This window comes from Povalibacter sp. (assembly GCF_036520495.1).
In the GTDB taxonomy this organism is placed as follows: Bacteria; Pseudomonadota; Gammaproteobacteria; order Steroidobacterales; family Steroidobacteraceae; genus Steroidobacter.
Genome location: NZ_DATDJO010000022.1, coordinates 29,680 through 54,356 on the forward strand (window position 1 = coordinate 29,680; position 24,677 = coordinate 54,356).

25 protein-coding genes are annotated in these 24,677 nt (G+C 62.5%); 13 read left to right on the plus strand and 12 right to left on the minus strand.

Going from position 1 to position 24,677, the window contains the following annotated elements; all coding sequences use genetic code 11:
• Positions 1-108 precede the first annotated feature (108 nt).
• On the plus strand, positions 109-1,887 hold the full coding sequence (locus VIZ63_RS07455; RefSeq protein ID WP_331608915.1) for a beta-N-acetylhexosaminidase: 1,779 nt from the start codon (positions 109-111) through the stop codon (positions 1,885-1,887).
• Positions 1,888-2,289: 402 nt separating this feature from the next.
• A complete protein-coding gene (locus tag VIZ63_RS07460) occupies positions 2,290-2,700 on the plus strand; it encodes a DUF4168 domain-containing protein (RefSeq protein ID WP_331608916.1) in 411 nt (136 codons plus the stop codon).
• A gap of 281 nt (positions 2,701-2,981) precedes the next feature.
• Here the strand turns inward: VIZ63_RS07460 and VIZ63_RS07465 are convergent, their stop codons facing one another.
• Together VIZ63_RS07465 and VIZ63_RS07470 are read right to left on the minus strand one after the other, a co-directional pair.
• Positions 2,982-3,188: a SlyX family protein gene (locus VIZ63_RS07465; protein WP_331608917.1), complete on the minus strand. Its 207-nt coding sequence runs from the start codon at positions 3,186-3,188 to the stop codon at positions 2,982-2,984.
• A gap of 123 nt (positions 3,189-3,311) precedes the next feature.
• Positions 3,312-4,511, minus strand: a complete 1,200-nt coding sequence (locus tag VIZ63_RS07470) for an MFS transporter (protein ID WP_331608918.1) — start codon at positions 4,509-4,511, stop codon at positions 3,312-3,314.
• A gap of 215 nt (positions 4,512-4,726) precedes the next feature.
• Between VIZ63_RS07470 and VIZ63_RS07475 the strand changes: the two genes are divergently transcribed.
• Complete coding sequence (locus VIZ63_RS07475; protein WP_331608920.1) at positions 4,727-5,092, plus strand: DUF805 domain-containing protein; 366 nt, start codon at positions 4,727-4,729, stop codon at positions 5,090-5,092.
• Between the two features lie 752 nt (positions 5,093-5,844).
• On the opposite strand, the gene VIZ63_RS07480 is transcribed toward VIZ63_RS07475, so the two are convergent.
• The 7 genes from VIZ63_RS07480 to VIZ63_RS07510 all read right to left on the minus strand — a co-directional run bounded on the left by VIZ63_RS07480 (position 5,845) and on the right by VIZ63_RS07510 (position 12,303).
• Positions 5,845-6,735: an acyltransferase gene (locus tag VIZ63_RS07480; RefSeq protein ID WP_331608921.1), complete on the minus strand. Its 891-nt coding sequence runs from the start codon at positions 6,733-6,735 to the stop codon at positions 5,845-5,847.
• A gap of 29 nt (positions 6,736-6,764) precedes the next feature.
• The gene (locus tag VIZ63_RS07485) at positions 6,765-7,598 is read right to left on the minus strand and encodes a DUF3750 domain-containing protein (RefSeq protein WP_331608922.1); all 834 of its coding nucleotides are present in this window, start codon (positions 7,596-7,598) and stop codon (positions 6,765-6,767) included.
• Positions 7,599-7,751: 153 nt separating this feature from the next.
• Positions 7,752-8,216: a cupin domain-containing protein gene (locus VIZ63_RS07490; protein WP_331608923.1), complete on the minus strand. Its 465-nt coding sequence runs from the start codon at positions 8,214-8,216 to the stop codon at positions 7,752-7,754.
• Positions 8,213-8,803 carry an RNA polymerase sigma factor gene (locus tag VIZ63_RS07495; RefSeq protein ID WP_331608924.1) on the minus strand — a complete coding sequence of 197 codons (591 nt, stop codon included), beginning with the start codon at positions 8,801-8,803 and terminating at the stop codon, positions 8,213-8,215. The genes VIZ63_RS07490 and VIZ63_RS07495 overlap by 4 nt, the downstream gene beginning before the upstream one ends.
• Before the next feature lie 61 nt (positions 8,804-8,864).
• Entirely contained in the window at positions 8,865-9,551 is a 687-nt protein-coding gene (locus tag VIZ63_RS07500) for an anti-sigma factor (protein ID WP_331608925.1), read from the minus strand.
• Positions 9,548-10,144 (minus strand): sigma-70 family RNA polymerase sigma factor, encoded by a 597-nt coding sequence (locus VIZ63_RS07505; protein WP_331608926.1) that lies wholly within the window; start codon positions 10,142-10,144, stop codon positions 9,548-9,550. Before VIZ63_RS07505 ends, VIZ63_RS07500 begins: the two co-directional genes overlap by 4 nt.
• Before the next feature lie 104 nt (positions 10,145-10,248).
• The gene (locus VIZ63_RS07510; RefSeq protein ID WP_331608927.1) at positions 10,249-12,303 is read right to left on the minus strand and encodes a TonB-dependent receptor; all 2,055 of its coding nucleotides are present in this window, start codon (positions 12,301-12,303) and stop codon (positions 10,249-10,251) included.
• Positions 12,304-12,467: 164 nt separating this feature from the next.
• On the opposite strand from VIZ63_RS07510, the gene VIZ63_RS07515 reads away from it, so the two are divergent.
• The 4 genes from VIZ63_RS07515 (at position 12,468) to VIZ63_RS07530 (ending at position 16,566) form a co-directional block, all read left to right on the plus strand.
• Positions 12,468-13,973 (plus strand): DUF4331 domain-containing protein, encoded by a 1,506-nt coding sequence (locus tag VIZ63_RS07515; RefSeq protein WP_331608928.1) that lies wholly within the window; start codon positions 12,468-12,470, stop codon positions 13,971-13,973.
• Between the two features lie 13 nt (positions 13,974-13,986).
• Positions 13,987-14,298, plus strand: coding sequence for a hypothetical protein (locus VIZ63_RS07520; RefSeq protein WP_331608929.1), 312 nt, complete (start codon positions 13,987-13,989; stop codon positions 14,296-14,298).
• A gap of 61 nt (positions 14,299-14,359) precedes the next feature.
• Positions 14,360-15,445, plus strand: coding sequence for a tetratricopeptide repeat protein (locus VIZ63_RS07525; RefSeq protein ID WP_331608930.1), 1,086 nt, complete (start codon positions 14,360-14,362; stop codon positions 15,443-15,445).
• Positions 15,442-16,566, plus strand: a complete 1,125-nt coding sequence (locus VIZ63_RS07530; RefSeq protein WP_331608931.1) for a HupE/UreJ family protein — start codon at positions 15,442-15,444, stop codon at positions 16,564-16,566. Before VIZ63_RS07525 ends, VIZ63_RS07530 begins: the two co-directional genes overlap by 4 nt.
• Before the next feature lie 114 nt (positions 16,567-16,680).
• Here VIZ63_RS07530 and VIZ63_RS07535 read toward each other — a convergent pair whose 3' ends face one another.
• Positions 16,681-18,300, minus strand: coding sequence for a hypothetical protein (locus VIZ63_RS07535; protein WP_331608932.1), 1,620 nt, complete (start codon positions 18,298-18,300; stop codon positions 16,681-16,683).
• A 94-nt stretch (positions 18,301-18,394) separates the two neighbouring features.
• Between VIZ63_RS07535 and VIZ63_RS07540 the strand changes: the two genes are divergently transcribed.
• Positions 18,395-19,309, plus strand: a complete 915-nt coding sequence (locus VIZ63_RS07540) for an aspartyl/asparaginyl beta-hydroxylase domain-containing protein (protein WP_331608933.1) — start codon at positions 18,395-18,397, stop codon at positions 19,307-19,309.
• A 236-nt stretch (positions 19,310-19,545) separates the two neighbouring features.
• Positions 19,546-20,217, plus strand: coding sequence for a DNA oxidative demethylase AlkB (gene alkB, locus VIZ63_RS07545; protein ID WP_331608934.1), 672 nt, complete (start codon positions 19,546-19,548; stop codon positions 20,215-20,217).
• Between the two features lie 224 nt (positions 20,218-20,441).
• On the opposite strand, the gene VIZ63_RS07550 is transcribed toward alkB, so the two are convergent.
• Positions 20,442-22,025 carry a fatty acid--CoA ligase gene (locus VIZ63_RS07550; RefSeq protein ID WP_331608935.1) on the minus strand — a complete coding sequence of 528 codons (1,584 nt, stop codon included), beginning with the start codon at positions 22,023-22,025 and terminating at the stop codon, positions 20,442-20,444.
• Between the two features lie 16 nt (positions 22,026-22,041).
• Here VIZ63_RS07550 and VIZ63_RS07555 point away from each other — a divergent pair, with 16 nt between their 5' ends.
• From VIZ63_RS07555 to VIZ63_RS07565, 3 genes are all read left to right on the plus strand, one after another.
• Complete coding sequence (locus VIZ63_RS07555; protein WP_331608936.1) at positions 22,042-22,368, plus strand: DUF6122 family protein; 327 nt, start codon at positions 22,042-22,044, stop codon at positions 22,366-22,368.
• Positions 22,365-22,691: a hypothetical protein gene (locus tag VIZ63_RS07560; protein ID WP_331608937.1), complete on the plus strand. Its 327-nt coding sequence runs from the start codon at positions 22,365-22,367 to the stop codon at positions 22,689-22,691. Before VIZ63_RS07555 ends, VIZ63_RS07560 begins: the two co-directional genes overlap by 4 nt.
• Before the next feature lie 326 nt (positions 22,692-23,017).
• On the plus strand, positions 23,018-23,566 hold the full coding sequence (locus tag VIZ63_RS07565) for a glutathione peroxidase (RefSeq protein WP_331608938.1): 549 nt from the start codon (positions 23,018-23,020) through the stop codon (positions 23,564-23,566).
• Positions 23,567-23,598: 32 nt separating this feature from the next.
• On the opposite strand, the gene VIZ63_RS07570 is transcribed toward VIZ63_RS07565, so the two are convergent.
• On the minus strand, positions 23,599-24,024 hold the full coding sequence (locus VIZ63_RS07570; protein WP_331608939.1) for a GFA family protein: 426 nt from the start codon (positions 24,022-24,024) through the stop codon (positions 23,599-23,601).
• A gap of 78 nt (positions 24,025-24,102) precedes the next feature.
• On the opposite strand from VIZ63_RS07570, the gene VIZ63_RS07575 reads away from it, so the two are divergent.
• Positions 24,103-24,666: an NADPH-dependent FMN reductase gene (locus VIZ63_RS07575; RefSeq protein ID WP_331608940.1), complete on the plus strand. Its 564-nt coding sequence runs from the start codon at positions 24,103-24,105 to the stop codon at positions 24,664-24,666.
• Positions 24,667-24,677: the final 11 nt, after the last annotated feature.

Below are 24,677 nucleotides of genomic sequence, written 5' to 3' on the forward strand. Positions count from 1 at the left end.
CCCATCCGGGCGACTGGCACAACTTCTGCAGTTGTCTCTGCCGTTGCATTGCGCGCCGCATGCGCGCGTTCGCAGCGAAATCTTCGCAGGGCAATTCAGGAGTCGGTCGTGAGAGCCCAGATCCTCGGCACACTGGCGGCGCTACTTTGCAGTGCAGGCATGGCCCATGGCGCATCCGACCGCGCGCCTGTTCCGGCCCTGATGCCCCTGCCCGCACAAATTTCCCCTGGCTCCGGCGCGTTCACCGTGGAGGCAGGTACAGCTCTCGTGATCGCGGACGACGCGAGCGTGCGGCAGGTAGCGCACTACTTTGGTGACTTGCTGTTTCGCACGCGCGGTTTCCGCCCTGCCATAGTTCAGGCCGACGGCGCAGCCCCGCCGAAGAAGGCGATCCAGTTCACACTTCAGAACACTGCCGCGACCGCTGAAAGCTATCGACTCGACATCTCTTCACAGGGAATCGTACTGATCGCAGGTGATCGCGCCGGCCTGTTCTATGGCGCCATCACGTTGTGGCAGCTGCTGAGCGCCGACGCGGCGCCCACGCAGAGTATTCGCGTCGCAGGCGTGAGCATCGCCGATCAGCCGCGACTGCGCTGGCGCGGCCTCACGCTCGACTCGGCGCGTCAATTCCAGTCGATCGAGTTCATCAAGCGCTTCATCGATACGATGGCGCTGCACAAGCTGAACGTCCTGCAGTGGCATCTGGCGGACGATCAGGCGTGGCGACTGGAACTACGCAGATTTCCGCAGCTCACCGCCGTGAACGGCATCGGTACGAAGTTCTACACACAACTCCAGGTGGCCGACATCGTCGCCTACGCCGCGGAGCGCAACGTCACGGTAGTGCCGAGCTTCGGCATGCCCGGGCACGCCAGCGCCATGATCACGGCGTATCCGCAGCTCGCGGCGGGCGCGGAAACGCGCGACCTGCTCAATGCCGACGAGGGCACCTTCGTGTTCATCGGCGATGTGATCAACGAAGCCGCACAACTCTTTCCCGGCGCCTGCATCAATCTCGGCAGCGCCGATTTTCCTTTCGAACGCTGGCGTTCGGCACCGAAGATCCAGGCGCGCATGCGGGAGCTCGGCTACACCAGCGAGCGCCAGCTGCACGATTACTTCGTCAAGCGCATCGTCGCGCTCGGCGCCGGTCGCGGACGGCGCATCATCGGCTGGGACCAGCTCGCAGATGCAGGACTTCCCGTACTCTCATCTCGCGGACTCGATGGCGCACTGGCGGCAGTCGCAGCCGGCCACGACGTCGTCGTCTCCTCGCTCAACCTGCTCGACTTCAATCACAAGCAGAGCTCGGACATCGGCGAGCCGCCCGGCAACGACGCGGTGGTGCGACTCGAAGACGTGTATGCGTTCGATCCGGCGCCAGCAGCGCTGCCTGCGGAAGACCTGCAGCGACTCATCGGCGTCCATGCCAACGTCTGGACGGACTTCGTACGCTCGGAAGTCGAGATGGATGTCATCGCATTTCCGCGCGGCGCTGCATTGGCGGAGATCGGCTGGTCGCCGGCCAGTCAGCAGCGGTGGGCCAGCTTCGTGAATCGGCTGGTTCCGCAGATGCGGCGCTACGACAAGCTGGGCATCCGCTACAGCGATGCGCTGTTCCGCGTCGCCATCATTCCACGCGGCGGCGCCAGCAGCAGTCGCATCGGCATCGAACTGTCGCGACAGGCATCATCGGGCGAGATTCGTTACACACTCAACGGCACCGAGCCCACTGCACGCTCCCCCGTCTACATGGATCTGCTCGAGGTGAAAGCGCCGGCGACGATCAAGGCGGCCACGTTCCTCGATGCGATTCCGCTCTCCTCCACCGTCACGCTGCAGGTCGATGACGCAGCGCTCGCTGCCTCGACGATCTCGAACTAGGCGAACGCTGAGTCCTGCGTCCTGCGCAACTTCGGTCGACACTCTTCGCAGATGTCATCTGTGCAGCGCGCTCTTTGCGACTGGGAGAATAGGGCACGGGGCTTGGCGGACCCGCTCGTCTTCAAGGCCGCGATGAACTAACGGAAAGTCCCGCCAAGACTCTTGTCCCGTTCTCACCGGTCGCACGCGCGCGGTGATCGTGCTGCTGCGATTCATTTCCGAACTGCACTGCATCGCGCGTCGCGATCTGACGACGGAAAAATGTTGCAAAGCGCCGCACGCGTGGCGCAATCGACTACGCACGCTGCTGCATCACGCCCGCGGCGGAACCATGCATCTTCTGACGTATTGCGAATGGTGTCCCCACGACACACCCATCGCCTTACGTGAACGGAGATCCTCATGAGACACACTCCATTGAACATTCGCGCCGCATTCCTCGCCGCCGGCATTCTGATGGCGTCCAGCGCTGCGTTCGCACAATCCACCGCCGCACCGCAAGCGCCCATGCCCGAAACAGTCGCTCCGGACAGCGGGGTCGTGCAGATCGACGAGAAGAAAGTCGATCAGTTCGCCGCGGCCTTCGTGGCAGTGCAGGACATCCAGGCCCAGGCAACGCAGCAATTGAGCAACACCACCGATGAGCAGCAGGCAACGCAGGTGAAAGCCTCTGCCGAGAAGCAGATGATCGCGGCGGTCGAACGCGAAGGACTGCAGGTCGAAGAGTTCAATCGCATCGCTGATCTGCTGACAACCGACCTGGCCCTGCGATCCAGGGTCGTCGAGAAGGTCGAGAAGCGCCGCAAGGGCTGAACTGGAAGCCGCCTGGATTTATCCGACCCGCCGGCGCGAGGAGCGGGACGTGGCGCGAGCCGCCGCTCTCCACCCTCGCGCCTTTCATTGCGATCGCGCATGAAGCTGACTCAGCAGATCGATGTGTGTCCTGGTCCCGTTGGTAGATTTATTACAGGCCGATCACGACAGTCGTTGCTCGTCCCGCATGGTTGCAGGTCGCGACGGAAACAGCAGGAACACGCAACAGGCACATCGAGAGGCAGTCCACAAACCCGCAAGGCGCGCGTCGATGCCCATCTTCAGTAATGCGGCGGCTTCTCCTGCTCCGCCGTGTAGCGAGTCGATTCGTCGCGCACGGACTCGATCCGCCCCAGCATTTCCCGCACTTGCTGCTTCAGGGTGTCGATGTCCTGCTGCTGCCGATAGACGACATCACTCAGTTCCTGGTTCGCGCTTTCCAGGAAGGCGAGCTTGAGCTCCAGGCGCTCGACCGTTTCTTCGTTCATACAATCCTCTCCAATCACTATCGATAAGCGAATGCGCCTGACTGCTCCGCGACGCAAACACGCCCTGGAATATCCGCACTGCCGAGCCTTGCCGTTGAAAATTTCACGGGTCGTAACCAGTCGTCACGCTCTTTTCCCCATCGACGGAAGAAACGCAGCCAGCACCCCGATCAAAGGCAGGTAGGCACAGAGGCTGTACACGTATTCGATGCTTGTGACATCCGCCAGATGTCCGAGCACTGCGGCGCCGAGGCCGCCCATGCCGAAGGCGATGCCGAAGAACAGGCCCGAGATCATTCCCACCTTGCCAGGCACGAGTTCCTGCGCGTAAACCAGGATCGCCGAGAAAGCGGACGCGAGAATCAGGCCGATCGGCACGCTCAACGCGCCGGTCCAGAACAGATTGACGTGCGGCAGGATCAGCGTGAAGGGCAGCACGCCAAGGATGGAAATCCAGATGACGTATTTGCGGCCGATGCGATCGCCCACCGGACCGCCGACAATCGTGCCGATGGCCACGGCTGCAAGGAACACGAACAGATGGACCTGCGCCGTCCACACCGACACGTTGAACTTGTGGATCAGGTAGAACGTGAAGTAGCTGGTGAAACTGGCGAGATAGAAATACTTCGAAAAGATCAGCGCTACGAGGATCGCCAGTGCGGCGGTGACTTGCCCGCGGTTGTGAAGCACCGCGGGTGCAGCCACCGGCTTGCGCGATGCCTGACGCACGTTGTGGCGCGCGTACCAGCCACCGACTTTGGCCAGCAGAATGATGCCGAGCATTGCAGCCAGCGCGAACCATGCCACGCTCGCCTGCCCGTTCGGCAGCACGATGAACGCAGCCGCCAGCGGTCCGACGGCTGATCCGGCATTGCCGCCCACCTGGAACACGGACTGCGCGAATCCATGCCGGCCGCCGGATGCTAGTCGCGCCAGCCGCGACGACTCCGGATGGAAGATCGACGAACCTATACCGACGATGGACGCGGACCACAGCAGCATTCCGAAGCTGTGCGACTTCGACAACAGCAGCAACCCGACCAGGGTGAATCCCATGCCGCACGACAGCGCATACGGCAGCGGCCGCTTGTCCGTGTACCAACCGACCAGCGGTTGAAACAGCGATGCCGTGATCTGGTACACGAGCGTGATCAGGCCGATCTGGCCGAAGTCGAGCTGCAGGCCCGTCTTCAACATCGGATACATCGCCGGTAACAGCGACTGCATCATGTCGTTGAGGAAGTGACAGAAACTCAGGGCACCCAATACGGCGGCGGCCGTCGCAGTGGATTCATGGTGGGTGTCGACGGTAGCGCTCATGGGTGAATTTCAGCATGCCGTGTGCGATCGCGCGATAGGCTCACGACTGAAAGCGCAGACTCGCTGCGCGAAGCCAGCCATCGGCATTGGCGAAAGCGGGCTGCCAAAACCCCTTTCGGACTGCGTTTGCCGGTGCGGCCTGCTATAAATCCTGCGGTCGTGGGCTGGCGCCGCCAGTCATGCGACACCTGCAACGATAATCGAGGGAAACGCGAATGAACTGGTATCTCGACGTTCTCAAGAAATATGCAGTTTTCACCGGTCGCGCACGGCGCAAGGAGTACTGGATGTTCGTACTGTTCAACATCCTCGTCTTCATCGTGCTGGCGATCGTCGACAACATCACCGGCACGTTCAACCCGCTCTACGGCATCGGCCTGCTCGGCGGTGTGTATTCACTGGCAGTGCTTCTGCCCAGCATCGGCGTAGGCGTGCGACGTCTGCACGATACCGATCGCAGCGGCTGGTGGCTGCTCATCAGCCTCATACCGTTCATCGGCGGCATCATCCTGCTGGTGTTCTTCTGTCTCGACAGCACACCCGGCGAGAACCGCTTCGGTCCAAATCCGAAGGGAGCCTGATCGTCACGGCACGCCGCTCCGGCGATGAATCGTCGGAGCGGCGCTGCCACTTCCAGAGATGCTTCGCAACGCGCACGCCTGTCGGCCGGCGAGGGGCGAGGCATTGCAGGCGCTCAAATCGGAATCGAGAACGCTTTCGCGACGCGCACGCCTGTCGGCAGCGGGTGGCGAGAACGGGGTAAGTGTCTCGGCGGTTGCGTTTGTGAAGATCACCTTCAAGTCCGGCCGCAAACCGCCGCAACATTTGTGTAGCAGCTCCCCGTGATCAATGCGCCGCGTTGCGTAGTGGCTCATTGATCGCAGAGGGTGGTTATCGACTGGTGCCGTAGTCGGTGAAAGTGTGTTCGCCGAGCCCCTCACCCCATTCTTCCACCCGCGAAGAGTGCGCTGAAGAGTTGGCGACCGTTATCCGCCTCGTGATGAGCCTGTCGAACCATCTCTTGCGATGTGGTTCTCGAAGACTCCGTCGAAATCAGCGCGCTCTCGCGAGGGGAAGGATCGGGGAAGGGGCTCGGCGAACACGCTGTCATCTGCAACCGGCCCAGTCGATAACCACCTTCTGGGTTCAATGAACTGCAACGCTGCGCGGTGTTCTGGACATGAGGAACTACTGCTCAAACGTTGCGGCGGTTTGCGCCGAGCTCTGCCACCGTACCAACAGACGCAACCGCCGAGACACTTCCCCGGTCCTCGCCCCTCGCAGGCCGAAGGCGCGCGCGTACGCGAAGCGTTCCCAACCATCTCTCAGCGCGCTACCCCCCTACCCCCATCCGCATCGCCGCGATGCGCACATCCTTCTGCAGCCACAGTTCATTGATCCATGCCTGCGCCTTCTCGCGCGCGGCCGGATCGGTCTCGTAGTTGCCCGTCGCGATCTCTACCGGGATCGGCAGCTCGCGCACGTGCACACGCACTTCGCTGATGCGGTCCGTGAACAGATCTTTCAGCGTCGAGTGTCCCTCGGGATAGACGATCGTGACATCGAGAATCGAATGCAGGGCATCGCCGAGTGCGTTGAGGACGAACGCCACGCCTCCTGCCTTGGGTCGCAGCAGATTCAGAAACGGCGACTCCTGCTTGCGGTACTTTTCCGCCGTCAGGCGGGTGCCTTCGACGAAATTCATCACCGACACCGGGATGTGGCGGAATTTCTCGCAGGCGCGTCGCGTGGCTTCGATGTCGCGGCCAGCCAGTTCCGGATGCTTCGCCAGCGTTTCCTTTGAGTAGCGCTTCATGAACGGAAAATCGAGCGCCCACCAGGCGAGGCCCAGCAGGGGCACCCAGAACAACTGGCTCTTGAGAAAGAAGCGCAGCAGCGGGATACGTCGATTGAAGATTGCCTGCAGCACGGGAATATCGACCCAGCTCTGGTGATTTGCCAGCACCAGGTAATGGCCATCGCGGCGCAACGACGCATCGATGTCGACCGCGAACCGCACGCGCGTGAGCACATGGATCAATGCCGAATTGACCGCAATCCAGCTTGCCGCAATGGCCATCAACAGCACGTTGCAGCCGCGACGAATGAAGGCTACCGGCAGGCAGGCTTTGACGATCGCAATGAGCAGCAGCGGCGTCACGTGCAGAACCGTGCTCACGATCACGAGCACGGTGGCGACAGGGACGCGCAGCAAGGTGGGCAAGGGGATTCGCATCCCGCGAACTATGAGCGTCAGGTCGTGCCGGCAGCAACCGCCCCAGTAGTTGCCGGAACGTCCGGGATCACGCTGGCGGGCAGGGTGGCGGGCTCGACCTTGCCGCCCGGACCGATGCGGCCAATCAGTGGCAACTTGAGTGACAGACTGAGTGGATCGACGCCGAACGTGAGTCCGAGCAGATTCACTTCGACGCCCTCTTCCACCCCGACCAGCACGCCCGCGAGTCCGAAGAGATTCAACTGTCCACCCGTACCGCTGGGCGTGATGCCGGCGGACTTGAGGCCGAGATAGTCCTTGCCGATTGCCGTTGGCGGCAGATCGACGCGCAACTCCGGTACCTCGCGCGTGACGAACGCGGTGAACGTATTCGAGTTCGGCCCGGGCCAGACGCGATAGGCGTCCGGATACGGATAGCGCTGCACGGCCGCTTCGACACGATCGATGATCGCATCGACTCCCGCGCCGCGCAGATCGCTCAGCAGTTCGGGACGATTGCCGTACCAGTAGCCGTCTGCCGGCCGATCGTCACGCACCACGACCACATTTCCCGTGCGACGCAACCGGTAACCGATCACTTCGTAAACGAGGAATTTGTCGGCATTGCTGCGCTTGGCGGCAATCCATGTGTGAACGCCGAAGTAGCCCTTCCAGCTCACGGTACGCGCGGAGTACACCTGCACGACTGCGTCCGGTGTCGTCGCGGGATCGGGCGCCAGGCCTGCCGGATCGCGGCTGGCGGTCCGCCAGTCCCTGGCATCGACGGTACCGAAATATCCGAAATAGATCGTGCCGAGAACGCCCAGGGCCAGCAACGCAAACAGGATCCGGTTCTTTTTTATGGCAATCACGACAGACCTGCGGTGGGTGCGACGAACAAAAACCCGGGCGACTGTGCCCGAATCTCGGACCGCATGCCATGCAGTTCGTTCCTGCTTCTGTGCGTTCGACTTTCGTTGAATGCCGCCCCAACTGTCTGAGTTGCACCGTGACAGGCCCTGGCGCTACCCCGTGCACGGCAGTGGATATTCGCCGCGCAACAGAACCAGCACGCCGGTCCGGGTCGTGACGGCCTCATGCCATGAGCCGGCCGCCGCGATATGCGCATCGCCGGCTCGCAGCTGCAGATCGCCGATGCAGCACTCGCCTTCCAGCACGAGGAATTCCTCTTCGTGTGCGTGGCGATGCGGCGGCACTATGCCGCCCGGCTGCATGCGCATCAATACCGTCTGATTGCCGGCGGCCTGATCCCGCCGCAGCAGTTTCATCTGGATGAATGGCGCGATCTCGATCCATGCCGCTTCGCCCGCACGCACGGTAAAAGTCCCTGTTGATGCCACTTCATGCGCCTGCTGCAAAACACGTTCGCGCAGGCGGCGCCGTACGGATTCGCTGAGCTCCGCCGGCTTCAGTGCGAGCGCGAGCGCCTGGAGCGTGCTGTCCGGCAATTCTTCGTCCTGGTAACTCACGCGACCTCCAGTTCCCGGCGCAGCTGCGTCAGCGCTCGCCGCAGGTGACTCTTCACGGTACCCAGCGCCAGACCCGTCGCAGCGGCGATCTCCTGATGCGACATGCCTTGCAGGAACGCCAATGACACCAGATGACGCCGCGTCGGCGCCAGCTTTCCAAGCGCAGCCCGGACGGCGCTATGTCGCTGCATCAGTCCGAGGATGTCATCCGGACGATCATCCTCCGTCACCAGGTTGTCCAGGTCAGCCGGCTCGCTCACCCATCTGTTCATGCGCCGCTGCCGCAGCCGATCGAGCGCACGACTGCGACACAACATCAGCAACCAGCCAAGCACCGAGCCGCGGCCCGCGTCGTAGCGCGACGCATCGGTCCATACATAGGCGTAGGTCATGCAGACGATGTCTTCCGCGTCCTCGGTTTTTCTGAGGATGGCGAATGCCAGCGCATACACCTTGCCGACCGTGGCTTCATAGAGTTCTTCGAGAGCATGCTCGTTGCCCAGCAGGATGCCATCGATGAATGCGGACAGATCCTGGGTCCGTGCCGACTCGCCCTGCACCTCCGCCTGCGCTGTGACTTCCATCATCGCAACTTCCTCGCACGAAGCCCGACCCGACCGATCACCGACGGGAGAGAGACCGGGGAAGTCAGGCTTCTATTACGACTGCAGCAACGTAAAGCACCGGACCGGTCGGTGCGCCAGTCGGCGAACCGCTGGGCGGCTCGCGACTGATCGCCACTTTCGCTGCCGATGTCAGCGCTTGTCGTTGTGTCGCATTCAAGGACAGAGTGGCCTTTCCGCGTTGCGGCAATATGCCCAGCGAAATCGGCGCAGCACCCGACTCGGGCAACGCCCAGAGCTCATATGCATGGTCCGGGTCGAGCGTCACCGCACTCGTCGTCGCAATCTGCAATTCATCCCCGCGCGAGGTCGCCTCGATCCGCCACAGTTCTGTCTGCTGCTGATCGGTGAACCTTGCCACCAGATCATGCTGCTGCCAGCCGAGGAATATCCACAACGAAACCGCGACGGCCAGCAACACGGTTGCGGCCATCGCAAGGTTTGCGAGACTCCAGCGCTGCCCTCTGCGAGACGCCGCACTTGCGGCGCGGATTCTCTGTTGCACGCCGCGCCACACGGCATCTGAAGGTCGCACGGGCGCGATGCCGGATGCCAAATCGATGAGGCGCTCCTCCCATCGATGCAATGCCCGCAGGGCCAAGGGGTTCTGCTCACACAGGCGCTCGAAGCGACGACGTGCTGAGCCGCGCAGCGTACCGAGAGCGTACTGCGCAGCCAGTTCGTCGAGCAGCTGTGCGTGGCTGTAGTTCATGGTTCCATGCAGCGCTTCAGGCTCGACAGGCCGCGACGAATCCAGGTCTTGACCGTGCCCAGCGGACTCGCAATGGCAGTCGCGATCTGTTCCTGGGAGTACCCATCGACATAGCCAAGCGTCAGGCAGCGTTGCTGATCGGACGTCAGACGCCGCAAACAATCGTGCAAGGTGTGACGGTCGCTGGCGCTCGATGTCAGATCGGCGAAGTCCGTCGCATGCTCATCGACCAATGCAGCGTCAGGAACTTCGTCCAGGGTGATCTGCTGACGCCGGGATCGCAGCAGATCGATGGCACGATTGCGCGCGATCGACATCATCCAGGCCAACGCGCGACCCCGGTACGCCACATATTGATCCGAGCGTTGCCAGATGCGCACCATGACGTCCTGCAGCGCGTCCTCGGCAACGGCGCGACTCCTCAGCATGCGCAGCAACAGACCCAGCAGCCGCCCCGACACCAGTCGATAAAGCTCCGCCAGCGCCCGCTCATCGTGCAGGGCACAACGAGCCAGCAGCGCTTCCACATCGTCGACAGCAGACGCCGATGCGGCGCGGCCGACGCCCTGCGACATGGAAAACGCATTGCTCATGAATGCACATACGTCACCGCGGGCGGATTGGATGCAGCAGAAGCAAAAGACAGGAAGATCTCCACGGGGAACACGGGGAGATCTCCTCCTCCGCCGACTCTCACCTAGAACGAAGTCCGCAACGTCACCCGAACCGTGCGCGGTTCGACCGGATGGAAGTGGATGTCCTCGACCGGGGCTGATTCGTTCGCGAGCTGTGACTCGTAGAAGTAGGTGATGTCGTTGTCGGTGCTGTCGAAGACGTTGTAGAGCGCCGCGCTCAGGCGCCAGGACTTGCCGATACGGTAGCCGGCTTCGAGATTCACCAGGGTGGTGGGTTCCGAGCGCACGCTGTCGTCTTCGATGAGAGGGGCTTCACCGAAATAGCGAAAGCGCAGGCCGCCGAACCAGCCGCTCGGATGATCGACTGCCACGCCCAGCGAAGCGACATCTTCGATGGCGCCGGGAATGCGATTGCCGGCGGGGTCATCGTCGGTGAAGCGCGCCTGCGACCAGGCCAGGTCGCCATCGATGATCAGCCAGTGCACGGGATTCCAGATCGCTGCGATCTCGACACCATAACGCTCACTGCCGCGGCTGGCTTCTGTCGTGCCCGCATCGCCCACGAACAGAAGTTCGGAATCGAGTTCGAGCGACCACAGCGACGCACTGAGCTGCAGGTTCGGGATGATCGCGGTGCGTACTCCAAGATCCGCACCCAGCGCATCGACGAGCGGATCGGCGCGCGCGACCGGCGTCACGCCGTCGTTCGGATCCACCCGGATCGTGGTGGCGCGCGCGTCATTACTGTGAAAGCCCTTGCCCACATCGACGAAGAACTCCGTCTCGCTCCACGGCCCCAGCACCAGCGCGAACTTCGGACTGACGATGGAGTCGCTCGCAGTCCCGGAATTCTCGAGCCGATTGGCATCGACATCGAAATCGAAATAGTCGCCGCGCAGACCGACGGTCGTGTGTACGACGTCGCTCCAGCGCGTTTCGACGCTGGCATAGGCTGCATAGCTGACCTGACGTACGGAGTCTTCACGGATCGTCTCGAAACGCTCGCCACGAATCGTCCGATACAAACCGACGTTACCGATATCGTCACTGCGAACCTGCACACCGACGGTGAGGGTCTGCAGTCGGCTCAGCGCTTCGAACGAATCCCGCCAGGCCACCTCGCCCCCATGGACGCGGCGGTCGTCGAGCTGCTCGAACTGGTCGCCGTTCACCGGATCGACGCAGTACGTGAAATTGGAGAACAGATTCAGTTCGTAGTCGACCGCATACAGCAACGCGGTCATCTGTCCGCCACCAACAACGCCCCCCCAATCGACAGAGATGCCATAGCGATGCGATGACCCGGCATCGGTCGGATCGATGTTGCCGAAGCGACCGAGCTGACCGGCGTCGACCGCACGCTGCGGAATCTGGTCGGTCGAGCGCCAGTCACCGTCATAGCCTTGGGCGCTGATGCTGAACTGGCCGGCCGCAAGCGGCTGTGAATATCGAACGAATCCATTGAGCTTCCGGAAGTTTTCCTCCAGCTCCCACGGTCCGTCGGTGTGCGCGTAGTCGAGCGCCGTGAGCAATATGCCGGGCCCGACTTGCGGTGACGCAGCGAGCAGGCCGCGGTAGTAATCGTCTGTGCCGCCCTCCATCACGAACAGTGGCGCTTCGAGTTTGCTGCGATAGCGCATGTCAACCGCGCCGGCCGCCGAGAAGTTACCGGTCTCGGCGTAGTACGTGCCCTTGCGATACGCAATCGATTCGACCAGTTCGGGGATGACGAAGTTGATATCGGTGTAGCCCTGACCATGGCCATGCGTCGGCATGTTCACCGGCACACCGTTGACGCTCGTCGCCAGATCGGTGCCGTGATCCAGGTTGAAGCCGCGCAGAAAGTACTGGTTCGCTTTGCCGTCGCCACTGTGCTGCGTGACGATGAGACCGGGTACCGCTTCCATCAGCTCGCCGGTGCGCAACACCGGGCGCAGGTCCAACTGCTCATGGGTCACGACCCCCTGATTCGCCGCGACGGAACTGCCCGTCAGACGATCGAGCTTGCCCGTCACGGTCACCTCTTCCAGAACCGCGGTCGGAATTCCGCCCGCCAGCGCCGCCGCCGATACCACTGTCAGCGACGCTGCCATCGCACATTCCATGGAAGATCTCATCGCGCTCTCCACGCGCTGCGGTTGATGCTCATACGCAGGCGGCGGCTCCGCGGATTCACCGACCCGGTGTACGACGAAAGTTCTGAATCCGACGCCCGCGTTACCACGTACAGCAGGGAAGCCGTCGCAATGGACGGTGAATTCATCCACGCACGGAGAGACTCATGAACGCTACCGCACTGCGTGCTGCGCTGCTGATCGCCGCAGCCGCCACACCCATCCTCGCCTCCGGTTCCAGTCACCGCGAGGCGCCCTTCATCACCGGCGTGCCGAAAGTCGACGGCACCGACTTCTATATGTTCCGCAGTTACGAAGCCGGCCGGGACGGCTACGTCACGATCCTGGCCAACTACTTGCCACTGCAGGACTCGTACGGCGGACCGAATTACTTCGCGCTGGACCAGAAGGCCCTGTACGAGATCCACATCGACAACAACGGCGATGCCCGCGAGGACATCACGTTCCAGTTCCGCTTCGATGACACGTACAAAAACCTGGCGGTCCCCGCGGGCGACAAGAATGTCGCGGTGCCCCTCATCAACATCGGCCAGGTCGACCCCGCCGCGGCGAACCTCAACATGTCACAGAGCTATACCGTCGCCGTCGTCCGCGGCAATCGGCGCAGCAGCATTCCGCAATTGCTCGGCAATGCGAGCTCGGGTGGTGAAACATTCCAGAAGCCGGCGGACAACATCGGCAACAAGTCGATACCCGACTACGCGGGCTACGCCAGCAACTTCATCTACAACGCCAGCATTCCGGACTGCTCGTCACCGGCGCGTGTGTTCGCGGGTCAGCGCAAAGAGGGATTCGTGGTGAACCTGGGCGAGGTGTTCGACCTGGTGAACACGAACCCGGCGGGGCCGCGTGACGGCGAACGCAATATCATCTCGCGCAAGAACATCACCACGCTCGCGCTCGAAGTGCCGATCAGCTGCCTGACCCGCGGCAACGAGCCAGTGATCGGCGGCTGGATGACGGCAAGCCTGCGACAGGCGCGACTGATCAATCCGAAACCGTCGAGCCCGAAACGCACGACGATCGAAGCAGGGGCGTGGACGCAGGTCTCGCGACTCGGCAGTCCGCTGGTGAACGAGCTCGTGATCGGCTTGCCCGACAAGGACAAGTTCAACGGCAGCGAACCTCGCGACGATGGTCAGTTCCTGACGTATGTCACGAACCCGACACTACCGGTGCTGCTCAATGTCCTGTTCGGCAACGCGGCGATTCCGCCGCAGACGCCGCGCAACGATCTGGTGGCCGCATTCCTCACCGGCGTGCCGGGGTTGAACCAGCCTGCTGGCGTGCGTGGCGCAGAGATGCTGCGACTCAATACATCGATTGCGCCGAAGCCTGCAGCAATGCAGAACGATCTTGGCGTACTGAGCGGAGACACGGCCGGATTCCCGAACGGTCGCCGCCCCGTCGATGACGTCGTCGATATCGAGCTGCGGGTCGCGCAGGGCGTGCTGTGCAGCGAGGCGCTGACGTGCGGCACGCAGAAGGCGGACCCGAACAATGGCACACCTTACACAGACGGATCGCGCGCGGCTGGTCCGACAGCGGCGAGCTCGATGGTGAGTGGCGCAGTTCTCGCCGCGGACACTTATCTCGATGTGTTCCCATATCTCGCGACGCCGGTACCGGGTTCGCCCAACCCAGGCAACTGAGCAGGAGACAGTCATGAATCACAGCAAACGTGCAGCCACGATGGCGACAGTAGCGGCAATGCTCGCTGTCGCCGGATGTGGAGGTGGCGGTTCAAGTGGCGACGGCGCGGACGGTGTGTCGGGCAACGTACCGCCACCGCCAGTGTCACCCACACCGCCACCACCGACGACCACCCACTTCACCGTGTTCACGCGCGATCTGCTCGTGTCGGCGGCCACTTCCGATACCAGCGAACCGGTCGAACTGGAATCGATCGAATGGGCCTTCACGGACGATGACAATGAGACGACCTACGATGACGTCATCGCCGCATCCGGTCCGTAACGACGCTGCGTGCGTCCGGTGGCGAGCCCGCTTTCCGGGGCTCGCCGTCGTCCTCGTCATAATGACGGGGGCCGCCCTGGCAGCCCCGTACATACCGGCGAGTGACTCGACGGTGCTCACACAGGTGCCTGTCACCTCGCAGGTGCAGCGACTGCGACGCACGCTGGCGAACGATCCTGCGAATCTCGACGCGGCGCTCGAACTATCGCGCGCGTGGCTGAGTGCTGGCCGCCGTGACGGCGATCCCCGCTTCTTCTCCTATGTGCAGGCAACGCTCGCCTCCTGGACCGGACGTCAGGATGCTCCGGTCGATGCGCTGATCCTCATGGCCACGGCACTGCAGAGTACGCATCGATTCGCCGAAGCGCAGTCGTTGCTGGAGCGCGCGTTGCAGCTCGATCCGCGCAATGCACAGGCCTGGCTGACACAGGCAACGCTGTTGCAGGTGCTGGGCGACTTCACCGCGGCAGAAAACGCTTGCCGGCGACTGATCGGAATCACGGATCAGAGAATCGCGCTCGCCTGCATCGCGTCCGCGCAGAGCATGCACGGCAAGCTCGACAGCAGCTACCGCGCACTGCAACGTGTCGCGCAGGACGATACGCGCATGGACACATCCGTTCGCAGCTGGCTGCTCGGGCAGCTGGGCGAGATGGCCGTGAGGCTCGATGACGGCGACGCCGCAGAACGCCACTTCGCCGCCGCGCTGCTGGCGAATCCCGACGACAACTACCTCAAGGGCGAACTGGCGGATCTGTATCTGCGGCGGTCACAACCCGCTGCAGTGATCGAGTTACTCGCCGGCCTGGAAGCGCAGGACGCGCTGTTGCTGCGGCTTGCGATTGCAGAGAGGCACCTTGGCGGTACCCGTTGGACATCCATGTACGAGGCACGCTATCGGGAGGCGTTACGCGATGGGGAGTCGATCCATCTGCGCGAGCACGCGCGCTACCTGCTCGAAGTGCGCGGCGACGCGATGGCGGCGCTGCAGGCCGCCGAGCGCAACTGGCGGGTGCAGCGTGAACCCGCCGATATCCGCATCTACTGGCAGGCAGCGACAGCCGCTCGTAGCGATTCGCTCGATGTCATCATGCGCTGGGCCGCCGCGAACGGCTATCAGGATGCAACATTGCGGGCACGCCCATGATCCGCCGGATCCTGCAATGGCCCCTGGTCACGCTGCTGTTCGCATCAGCGGCCTGCTTCGCTCACAAGCAGAGCGACAGCTATCTCACCCTGTCCGTGAACGGCCAGGCGCTGACAGGCCAGTGGGACATCGCTCTGCGCGATCTCGACTTCGCGATCGGCCTGGATGCCGATGAGAATGGTCAGATCACCTGGGGAGAGGTGCGGCAGCGCCGCGACGCCATTGCCGCGTATGCGTTGGAGCATCTGCGCATCGGCACGAATAGCGACGTGAATTCGACCTGCCCACTGCGTGCCGGAGAATTGCTGATCGACGAGCACGTCGATGGCAACTACGCCGTCCTCGAGTTATCCGGCCAGTGCGCTGCATCGGCAGCACGCATCGGGATCTCCTACTCCCTGATGGCCGGCGTCGACCCCAATCATCGCGGGCTGCTGGATCTGCGCAGCAACGGCGCCGGTCAATCGCGCGTACTCGTCAATGATGCATCGCCAACCTGGCTGCAGATCGATCGCATCGAGCACTGGCAGCAGTTCCGCACCTTCGTCGTCGAAGGCGTGCGTCACATCTGGCTGGGCTACGACCACATCCTGTTTCTGTTCACGCTCCTGTTGCCGGCCGTGGTGATCCGGAAACAAGGCGCATGGCACGCCCGGGCATCGTTGCGCGAAAGCGCGCTCGACATCGTCGAAGTGGTCACGGCGTTCACGCTGGCGCATTCGCTGACGTTGGCGCTCGCCGCCGTGGGCGTTCTGCAACTGCCCAGCCGCTGGGTCGAATCCGCGATTGCCTTCACCGTGCTGCTCGGCGCGGCAAACATTGTTTATCCGGTCGTGCGCGAGCGGCGCTGGCTGCTGGCACTGGGATTCGGCCTTATTCATGGCCTCGGTTTCGCGTCGGTGCTGGCGGATCTGGGCCTGACGGCAGGCAACCTCATCCAGGCCCTGGTGGGTTTCAACGCAGGCGTGGAACTCGGACAGCTCGCGATCGTGCTGGCGCTGATGCCATTCGCCTTCATGGTTCGCGACACGAGCTTCTATCGGTTGCTGCTGCCAGGCGGCGCGACGGTCATCGGCTGTCTTGCCGTTTACTGGATGGTCACACGCGCGGTCACCCTGTAAGCGACGAGCCGACCGTCGTCATGCTGTAGCGCGTCGCCGCAACCATCGGGAAGATGACGAGCAGCCGCTTCGTATTGTCATTGTCGAGGGCGAGCCTGCGTAACCTTCGCGATATCAGGGACTCCTGATTCGTCCCAACTGATCGAGCAGCGCCTGCGGCGACACCGGTCTGCCGAGAAACTGCTGCAGCAACTCCACCGTCGGCGTCTGCTGCCCGGTTCGCAGCAGGTTCTCGTCGAGCCAGGGAAACCACCGCACATTGCCAGCATCGAACGCACCGATCTTCTCTGTCGTGCGTTGCCGGATATCGGCGGTGATCACCGCACCGAGTCCGTAGTTCACCATGTAGCCCGGCGACTCGACGAGTTGTACACGCACTGCCCACCACGACAGCTCCGGATGCGGCACCACGTGCAGGTAGCGATTGGTGATTTGCGTCCAGACGATATTGGGATCGAGCGACGGATCACGCAGCATGCGCAGATCGAACAGGGCCCAGGCCACATCTAGCATCACGGTCGCGAACATGCCGCGTAACGATTCCGGCTCGGCGACGCTCCTGCCGAGGTATTTCTGCTGCCACGCCGGCTCGTACACGCTCCATGACGGCACGTCGGCAAAGGCCTCGTAGAACACTGCATCGCCCAGATCCATGAAGGCGGGGCGCGTGTGCAACGCCATCATGTGCGCCGCATGGCCATTCTCATGCACGAGTTCGTTGAGCAGGCCCAGCCCGCCGTGCGCGTAGCTGCCGGAAACGCGTGCGATCGTCGGCTGCCATTGTCCATCGACCATCCGACCACGGCGGACATAGTCGGTGTAGGCAAGCGGTGCCTTCCCGGAGCGCGGATCGAGATCGTACAGAACGCCCCATGCCGCGAGGTCGCCGCCAAGGTCCTTGTAGAACCGTTCGTTGAGCGGCTGCATCGCTTCCCGCGCGATCGATGGAGCGAGTGCTCGTTCGGCGGCGCCGTGAACGAAGCGATAGTCCCAGGGTTCGATTGGCGTGCTGTCGGACGCCACCCGCCATGCCTCCAGAATCTGTTCGAGCCACCGCTCGATCTCACCCGGTGTCGCACCGACGGTCTTCGCAGCGGCGTCGATGGCAGAGCCGGCTTGTCGTGCTTCGACCGCGGTCAATGCGATCATGCGCCGATACGGACTATCGACTTCGCTGTTGCCGTTCAGAGTTCGCCATAGCGGTGTGAAGGCATTGAACAGTGCCTTGCGACGTTGCGTGTCCTGCATGCGCGTGAGCAGATCGAACGCGCCGACACGCGTGACCGTCTGACCTTCGAACTGCAGACTGTTGGCATGCTCGGCGAAGCAGCCGTACAAGGACTGTCGCAAAGCAGCAGCCGTGGCCTCCTTGCTCTGAGCATCGACACACTTCGCTGCCGGCGCGGGCGAATCCGGCGAGTCGCTCAGCGACGCCAGGGCATCTTTCATGACATGCAGTGCACGGGAATCGTCGGCACTGAGCGTCTGCGACGTCACCTCGGCCAGCTCAGTCGCCACCGTGGCGCGTTGCTCTGTATAGATCCGCAACCAGTGCGTGCGATCGTGTCCGGCGTAAGTCGCTTGCGTACCCGAATCGATCAGCGAAATCGCTCCGTAGGCGTCGTTCAGATCGGCGTAGGCCGATTCGGCAGCATCGAGCGGACCAGCCGGTGCCGAGGCGGCGCACCCGAGCCATAGCGTCGCGATCACGCTCGTTGCGGTGACCCTATTCATTCGTCTTGCGTCCCGACAGACCATGGTGACCGCGGCATGAATGACCCTGTTTTCCCGGATGAAATTCGAAAACACGACGGTAGAATGCCGCATCATGAATGGATTCCTGATTTTCCGAAATGTCGTAATCGCACTCTTCCTGTCGAGCGTTGCGTACGTACAGCTACGCGGCCGTGTCCATCACAAGTTCTCGCGTCTGTTCGCCGACCACGCCAACCTGCTGGCGCCGTACAACACGCTGATGTATCTGTTCTCGGCCGTGAGGGCGAAGCCCTATGCCGAGGTGACTCAGTTCCCCGAACTCACCCCCGTCACGTCGCAGTGGCAGATGATTCGTGACGAGGCGCTGAAGCTGTTCGACGAGGGCTACATCCGCGCAGCGGCGAAACACAACGACATCGGCTTCAATTCGTTCTTCCGCACGGGCTGGAAGCGCTTCTATCTGAAATGGTATGGCGACTTCCTGCCATCCGCAGAAAACCTGTGCCCGAAGACCGCCGCATTGCTCGCGGGAATTCCGTCGATCAATGCAGCCATGTTCACGGTGCTTCCGCCCGGCTCGCGCCTGGGCGCGCATCGCGATCCATTCGCTGGCTCGCTGCGCTATCACCTCGGCCTCGTCACTCCCAACTCACCGGACTGCTTCATCAACGTCGATGGCGAGACGTACTACTGGAAGGACGGTGAGGCAGTGATGTTCGATGAAACGTATATCCACACGGCCGAGAATCGCACGGACGTCACGCGCGTCATTCTTTTCTGCGACATCGAGCGACCGGTGTCGAATCCGTGGGTGCGCTGGATCAATCGGGCCATCGGCCAGCGCATGGCAAAGGCCGCCGCCACGGAAAACGTCCCCGGCGAACACGTCGGCGTACTGAACCACCTCTTCGAATACATCTACAAGGTCCGGCTGGTCGGCGTGCGTCTCAAGTCCTGGAACAAGCCCGTGTACTACGTCGTGAAATGGGCGTTGATCCTGGGACTCGTGTATCTGATTTTCTTCTGATGCCCGTAAGTCCTGGATACATCGCGTTTTGAATTGGCCTGCCGCCCTTCCTCACCGCGTGCGCCTATCGGCCGGCGACGGCGAGGCTGGGGGAAGTGTCTTGGCGAGACCTTCGATTGAACTCATCCCACGCCGAAGAAGGTCACCCACATACAAACGTGCGGATTTCATTGCAGAGCCCTCGCAGGTGAGAATGGAACAACAGAAGCACCCGGGTTCCGGTTCCTGACCGACTCATGAAGCGCGTACTCAATCAGCCCACCGGCAGTCTCTTCGAATCGCTGCCTGCAACGCAACGCACCGAAGCATTGGCGCCGGGCGCGGCGATCCTGCGTGGCTTCGCCACCGACATCGCCCCGCAATTGCTCGCTGCAATCAGAGACGTGACATCGCATTCGCCCTTCCGGCATCTGGTGACACCCGGCGGATTCACCATGTCGGTCGCGATGACGAATTGCGGCGAGTCAGGCTGGGTTTCGGATCGAACCGGCTATCGCTACGACCCGATCGATCCGCTGTCGCACCAGCCCTGGCCCGCTATGCCGGACGTCTTTCGCAAACTGGCCAGCGATGCGGCCGCCGCGGCGGGCTTTGCGGATTTCCGTCCGGATGCCTGTCTGATCAATCGCTACGACCCCGGAACGAAGCTCTCACTGCACCGGGACTACGACGAACGCGACGCCACTGCACCGATCGTGTCCGCGTCACTGGGCGTGCCCGCCACGTTCCAATGGGGCGGCTTGCGACGCAATGATCGGACGCGCCGCGTACCACTGGAACACGGCGACGTGGTCGTCTGGGGCGGCCCGTCGCGATTCGTGTATCACGGCATCGCATCGCTCAAGGAATCACATCATTCACTGACGGCTTCGCAGCGGATCAATGTCACGTTCCGCAAGGCACGCTGAGGATTCGGAAGAAGATCTCCACGGGGGACACGGGGCAACACGGGGTAGGAATAGGTAAACGCTCTTACTGTCATTCCCGCACAGGGGGGGAATCTATACGAACCGTAAAGATGGATTCCCGCCTGCGCGGGAATGACGACTGAGTGTCCCGTGGAGATCTGGCGTGTGACCTCGTGTTCTTACCCCGTGTCCCCCGTGTCCCCCGTGGAGATCCTCTTCCTGAATCAGTTGACCAGCCGATCCCGGCCCTGCCAGTACGGTGCACGCAGTTCCTTGCGGAGAATTTTTCCTGCGGCGTTACGCGGCAGCGTTTCGACGAAGTCGATGCTCTTGGGCAGTTTGTACGTGGCGATGCGTTCGCGTGCCCAGGCAACGATCGACCCGGGATCCTGTGGAGCGCCGGGTTTCGACACCACGATCGCTTTCACCTCTTCGCCCCATTTGTCGCTCGGCACGCCGATCACACCGACATCTGCCACCTGTGGATGGCCGAAGATCGCATTCTCGACTTCGGCGGGGTAGATGTTCTCGCCGCCGGAAATGATCATGTCCTTCACGCGATCGTAGATATAGAGGTAGCCATCGGCATCCAGGTAGCCGGCATCGCCGCTGCGCAGCCAGCCTTCGTACGTGACCGTCGCCGCTGTGGCCTTGGGCAGATTCCAGTAGCTCTTCATGTTGGTCGGTGAGCGGATCACGATCTCGCCGACGGTTCCGGTCGGCATGCGTCGTCCCTGCGCATCCAGAATCGCAAGTTCCACACCGGGCAGGGGCTTGCCGGCAGACGCGATGCGCGGATTGTCGGCCGGTGCGTGATCCTCGGGTTCGAGCGCGGTGACGGCACCGGTCGTCTCGGTCATGCCGTAGAGCTGCACGAAGCCGCACTTGAAGACATCCATGCTCTCACGCAGCAGCTCGCGCGGCATCGGCGATGCTCCGTAGAGCATGAATCGCAGTCTCGAGAAATCGAGCTCACGCACGCCCGACTGGCGCACCAGCAGGTGCAACGCCGCCGGCACGATGAACATTTTCGAGATCGGCCACTGGTTCAGCGAGTCGAGAATCCGCGTGGGATCGAACTCACGCACGATGACGTTGAGTGCGCCGTGATAGAGACCCATTACATTCCAGCCTGTACCGCCGATGTGGAAGCACGGCATGGCGGCAAGACTCACGTCGTCCGGCTCCCAGCGACTCCAGGCGAATCGATCGGTCGCATGCTGCAAGCTGGTGTAGTTGCGATGCGAAAGCACCACGCCTTTGGGATTGCCGGTCGTACCGGAGGTGTACAGCTGCGTGACGGGCGCTTCCGGCGTGATGGCGAACGCGGGGTCGACGGACGACTGGGCATCGCGCCACTCCTGGTAGCCATTGCTCTCATAGGGCTGATCCAGACCGAAGACGCGCGAGTTCGACATCTTCGGCGCGCACGACGGCACCATCGCGTGGAACTCTGCGCCCACGAACAGCAGCTGCGCATTGCTGTCGTCGAGAATGTACTGAATCTCGCGTGGCGACAGCCGCCAGTTGATCGGCGTCATCACGACACCGGCCTTGGCCGCACCGAGCAGTAACTCGACATACAGGTCGCTGTTCTTGCCCAGGTGCGCGATGCGACTGCCAGGCTGTAGCCCCGCGGCCTTCAATCCCTGCGCCACCTGGTTGGTTCGGGCATCGAGCCGCGCAAAGGTCGTGACCCGGCCTTCGAAGGCCAGCGCCGGCTGGTGCGGACGCGTCTTCGCATAGGCGCGCGGAATGTCCGCCAGTGTCATGATCGACACCGATTCGTTCTCCGCATTACGCTGCATCGAGCCTCCACCGTCCATGTCCCTGCGCTCCATCGTACATCTTCTGCTGCATGCCGCCGTACCCGCATTGGTCGCGTGGCTGTTCTTCCGTCAACAGTGGCGTCGTGCCTGGCTGATCATGCTTGCGACCATGCTGGTCGATCTGGATCATCTGTTCGCCGAACCGATTTACGATCCGGACCGGTGCAGCATCGGGTTTCATCCGCTGCATCGCTGGCCGGCCGTCGCGGTGTATGGATTGCTCACGATTCCCCGCCGCACGCGACTCATCGGACTGGGACTGCTCATTCACATGGCGCTCGATTTCGGCGATTGCGCTGCCATGACGGGGACCCTGCCATGATTCTCAGACTCTGGTCGGCGGAAATGCGTGCCTCCGAAGTAGACGCCTACATTCGTTACTTCGAAGTGACCGGCGCGAAAGACTATGGCGCCACTCCCGGCAATCTCGGCTATCAGCTGCTGTTCGAGGACATCGACAGCGAACGGACGCGCGTCATGACCTTGAGCTGGTGGAAATCGGAAGCCGACATCCGCACCTTTGCGGGCGAGGATTTCTCCCGGGCCCGGTACTACCCCGAAGACGATCGCTACCTGTTGACCTTCCCGGACACCGTGCAGCACTTCCGCGTGCCCATCTCGTACCGCAGCCCACCAGCTACCTGAAGAAACGACAGGAGCGGGGGCAGCCGCACCTTTAGACCGCATCACATCCTGCCCGCGTGCGCCTGCCGGCCGTGCGATCGGCGAGGACAAGGGAAGGGGCTTGGCGAGACCTTCGCCTGTCCTCGCCCGTCGCCGCCGACAGGCGTGCGCGGACAACAGAAGGACAAGCTCGACGTTGAGCGTCTGCATTTCGAAGGCGTATGCACTCGCGTTCGGCGGGAACGCACGCTTCGATCGACAGGAATACGCTACGCTCGGCGATGCAGGCTGCAGGCAGCATCCGCCCGACAGCTTTGAACCCGGTTTCTGAACGAGGAAATCACGCCATGCGATTTACCGCCCTGTTCGCGCTTTCGCTGTTCGCATTGAGCGCCCACGCCATCGATTGCCCGAAGACGGACATCGACGCCAGCCAGCGCCGTCTGCTCGGACCGGCAGAAAATATCTGCCAGACCTATGGCGGCAAGGTGCTGCTGGTGACGAACGTCGCGAGCCATTGCGGCTTCACACCGCAGTACGAAGGACTCGAGAAGCTGTACAAGACCTACGCAGGCAAGGGCCTCGTCGTACTTGGCTTCCCGTCGGGCGACTTCAACAACCAGGAATTCGAAGACGAAGGCGAGATCGCAAAATTCTGCAAACAGAACTTCGGCGTGACGTTCCCGATGTTCAGCCGCTCGTCCGTGAAGGGCGCGGCGGCAAATCCGCTGTTCAAAGGACTGGCTGCGAGGACGGGTCAGGAACCGGGCTGGAACTTCAACAAGTACCTGGTCGGTCGCGACGGCAAGGTGATCGCCCACTTCGGCAGCAAGGTGTCGCCGGACAGCCCTGAACTGACGAAGGCCGTCGAGGCGGCGCTGGCGAAGGGATCGTAAGCATTCGCACGGCCCGGATTGCCTCAGGTTTCTTACGCCTTCGACGGCACCGCGGAACTGCTGCCTGCGAATCTCGGCAGCTCATCACGTACGTCGAACCAGCCGATCCGTTCCTGCGTCCAGACGTGATCGTCGATACGGACCCGATCCGGCTCATCGAGACTTCCGACGCAGACCTGCACTCGATCCGCGAGCACGCTTTCGCGCATCCCGATAGTGCTGCCGCAGACAGCACAGAAGCCGCGCTCCGCATAGGGCGATGATCGAAACCAGCTGACCTCGCCCCGCTGCCATGCGAATGCCGCGACAGGAAAGTGCACGAACGCCAGAGCCGGTGCGCCGGAATGATGGCGGCACATCGAGCAATGGCAGATCACGCCGCGCAACGGCGGGTGTGTCGAGCGATACCGAAGCGCACCGCACAGGCATCCGCCCTCGAAAAGATTGGATTCGGTCATGTCGATCTCCATGTCACCGTAGCGACATCGGCCACTCATTCGCGCAGAATCGCAACTCGTTACCCGGAGCGAATCCCCATGACGACGATTATCGGCATTTCCGGCAGCCTGCGCCGCGAGTCCTTCAACACCGCCCTGCTGCGAGCGGCCGTTGCACTGATGCCAGCCGATATCGAACTCGAGATCGCCAGCATCCAGCACATCCCTCTCTACAACGGCGACCTCGAGGGAGAGGGCATTCCAGCGGCGGTATCAGCGTTGAAGGACAGGATCGCGGGCGCCGCTGGTCTGCTGCTGTGCACGCCCGAGTACAACAACTCCATTCCCGGTGTCATGAAGAACGCTATCGACTGGCTGTCACGCCCCGCGGACGACATTGCGAGGGTGTTCGGCGACAAGCCCGTCGCCATCATGGGCGCCTCGCCCGGTCCCTATGGCACACAGCTTTCGCAGAATGCCTGGCTGGCCGTTCTGCGCACACTGCGCACGCAACCGTGGTTTGGCGGCCGATTGATGGTGGCGCGGGCGGGCAGCGCGTTCAACGACCAGGGCGATCTCGTCGACGAAAAGGTGCGCGGGCAACTGCGACAATTCGTCGAAGGTTTTTCGCAGGTCGCCCGCAGCAACCGCAACGCGTCCTGAGCCAGTCGCAG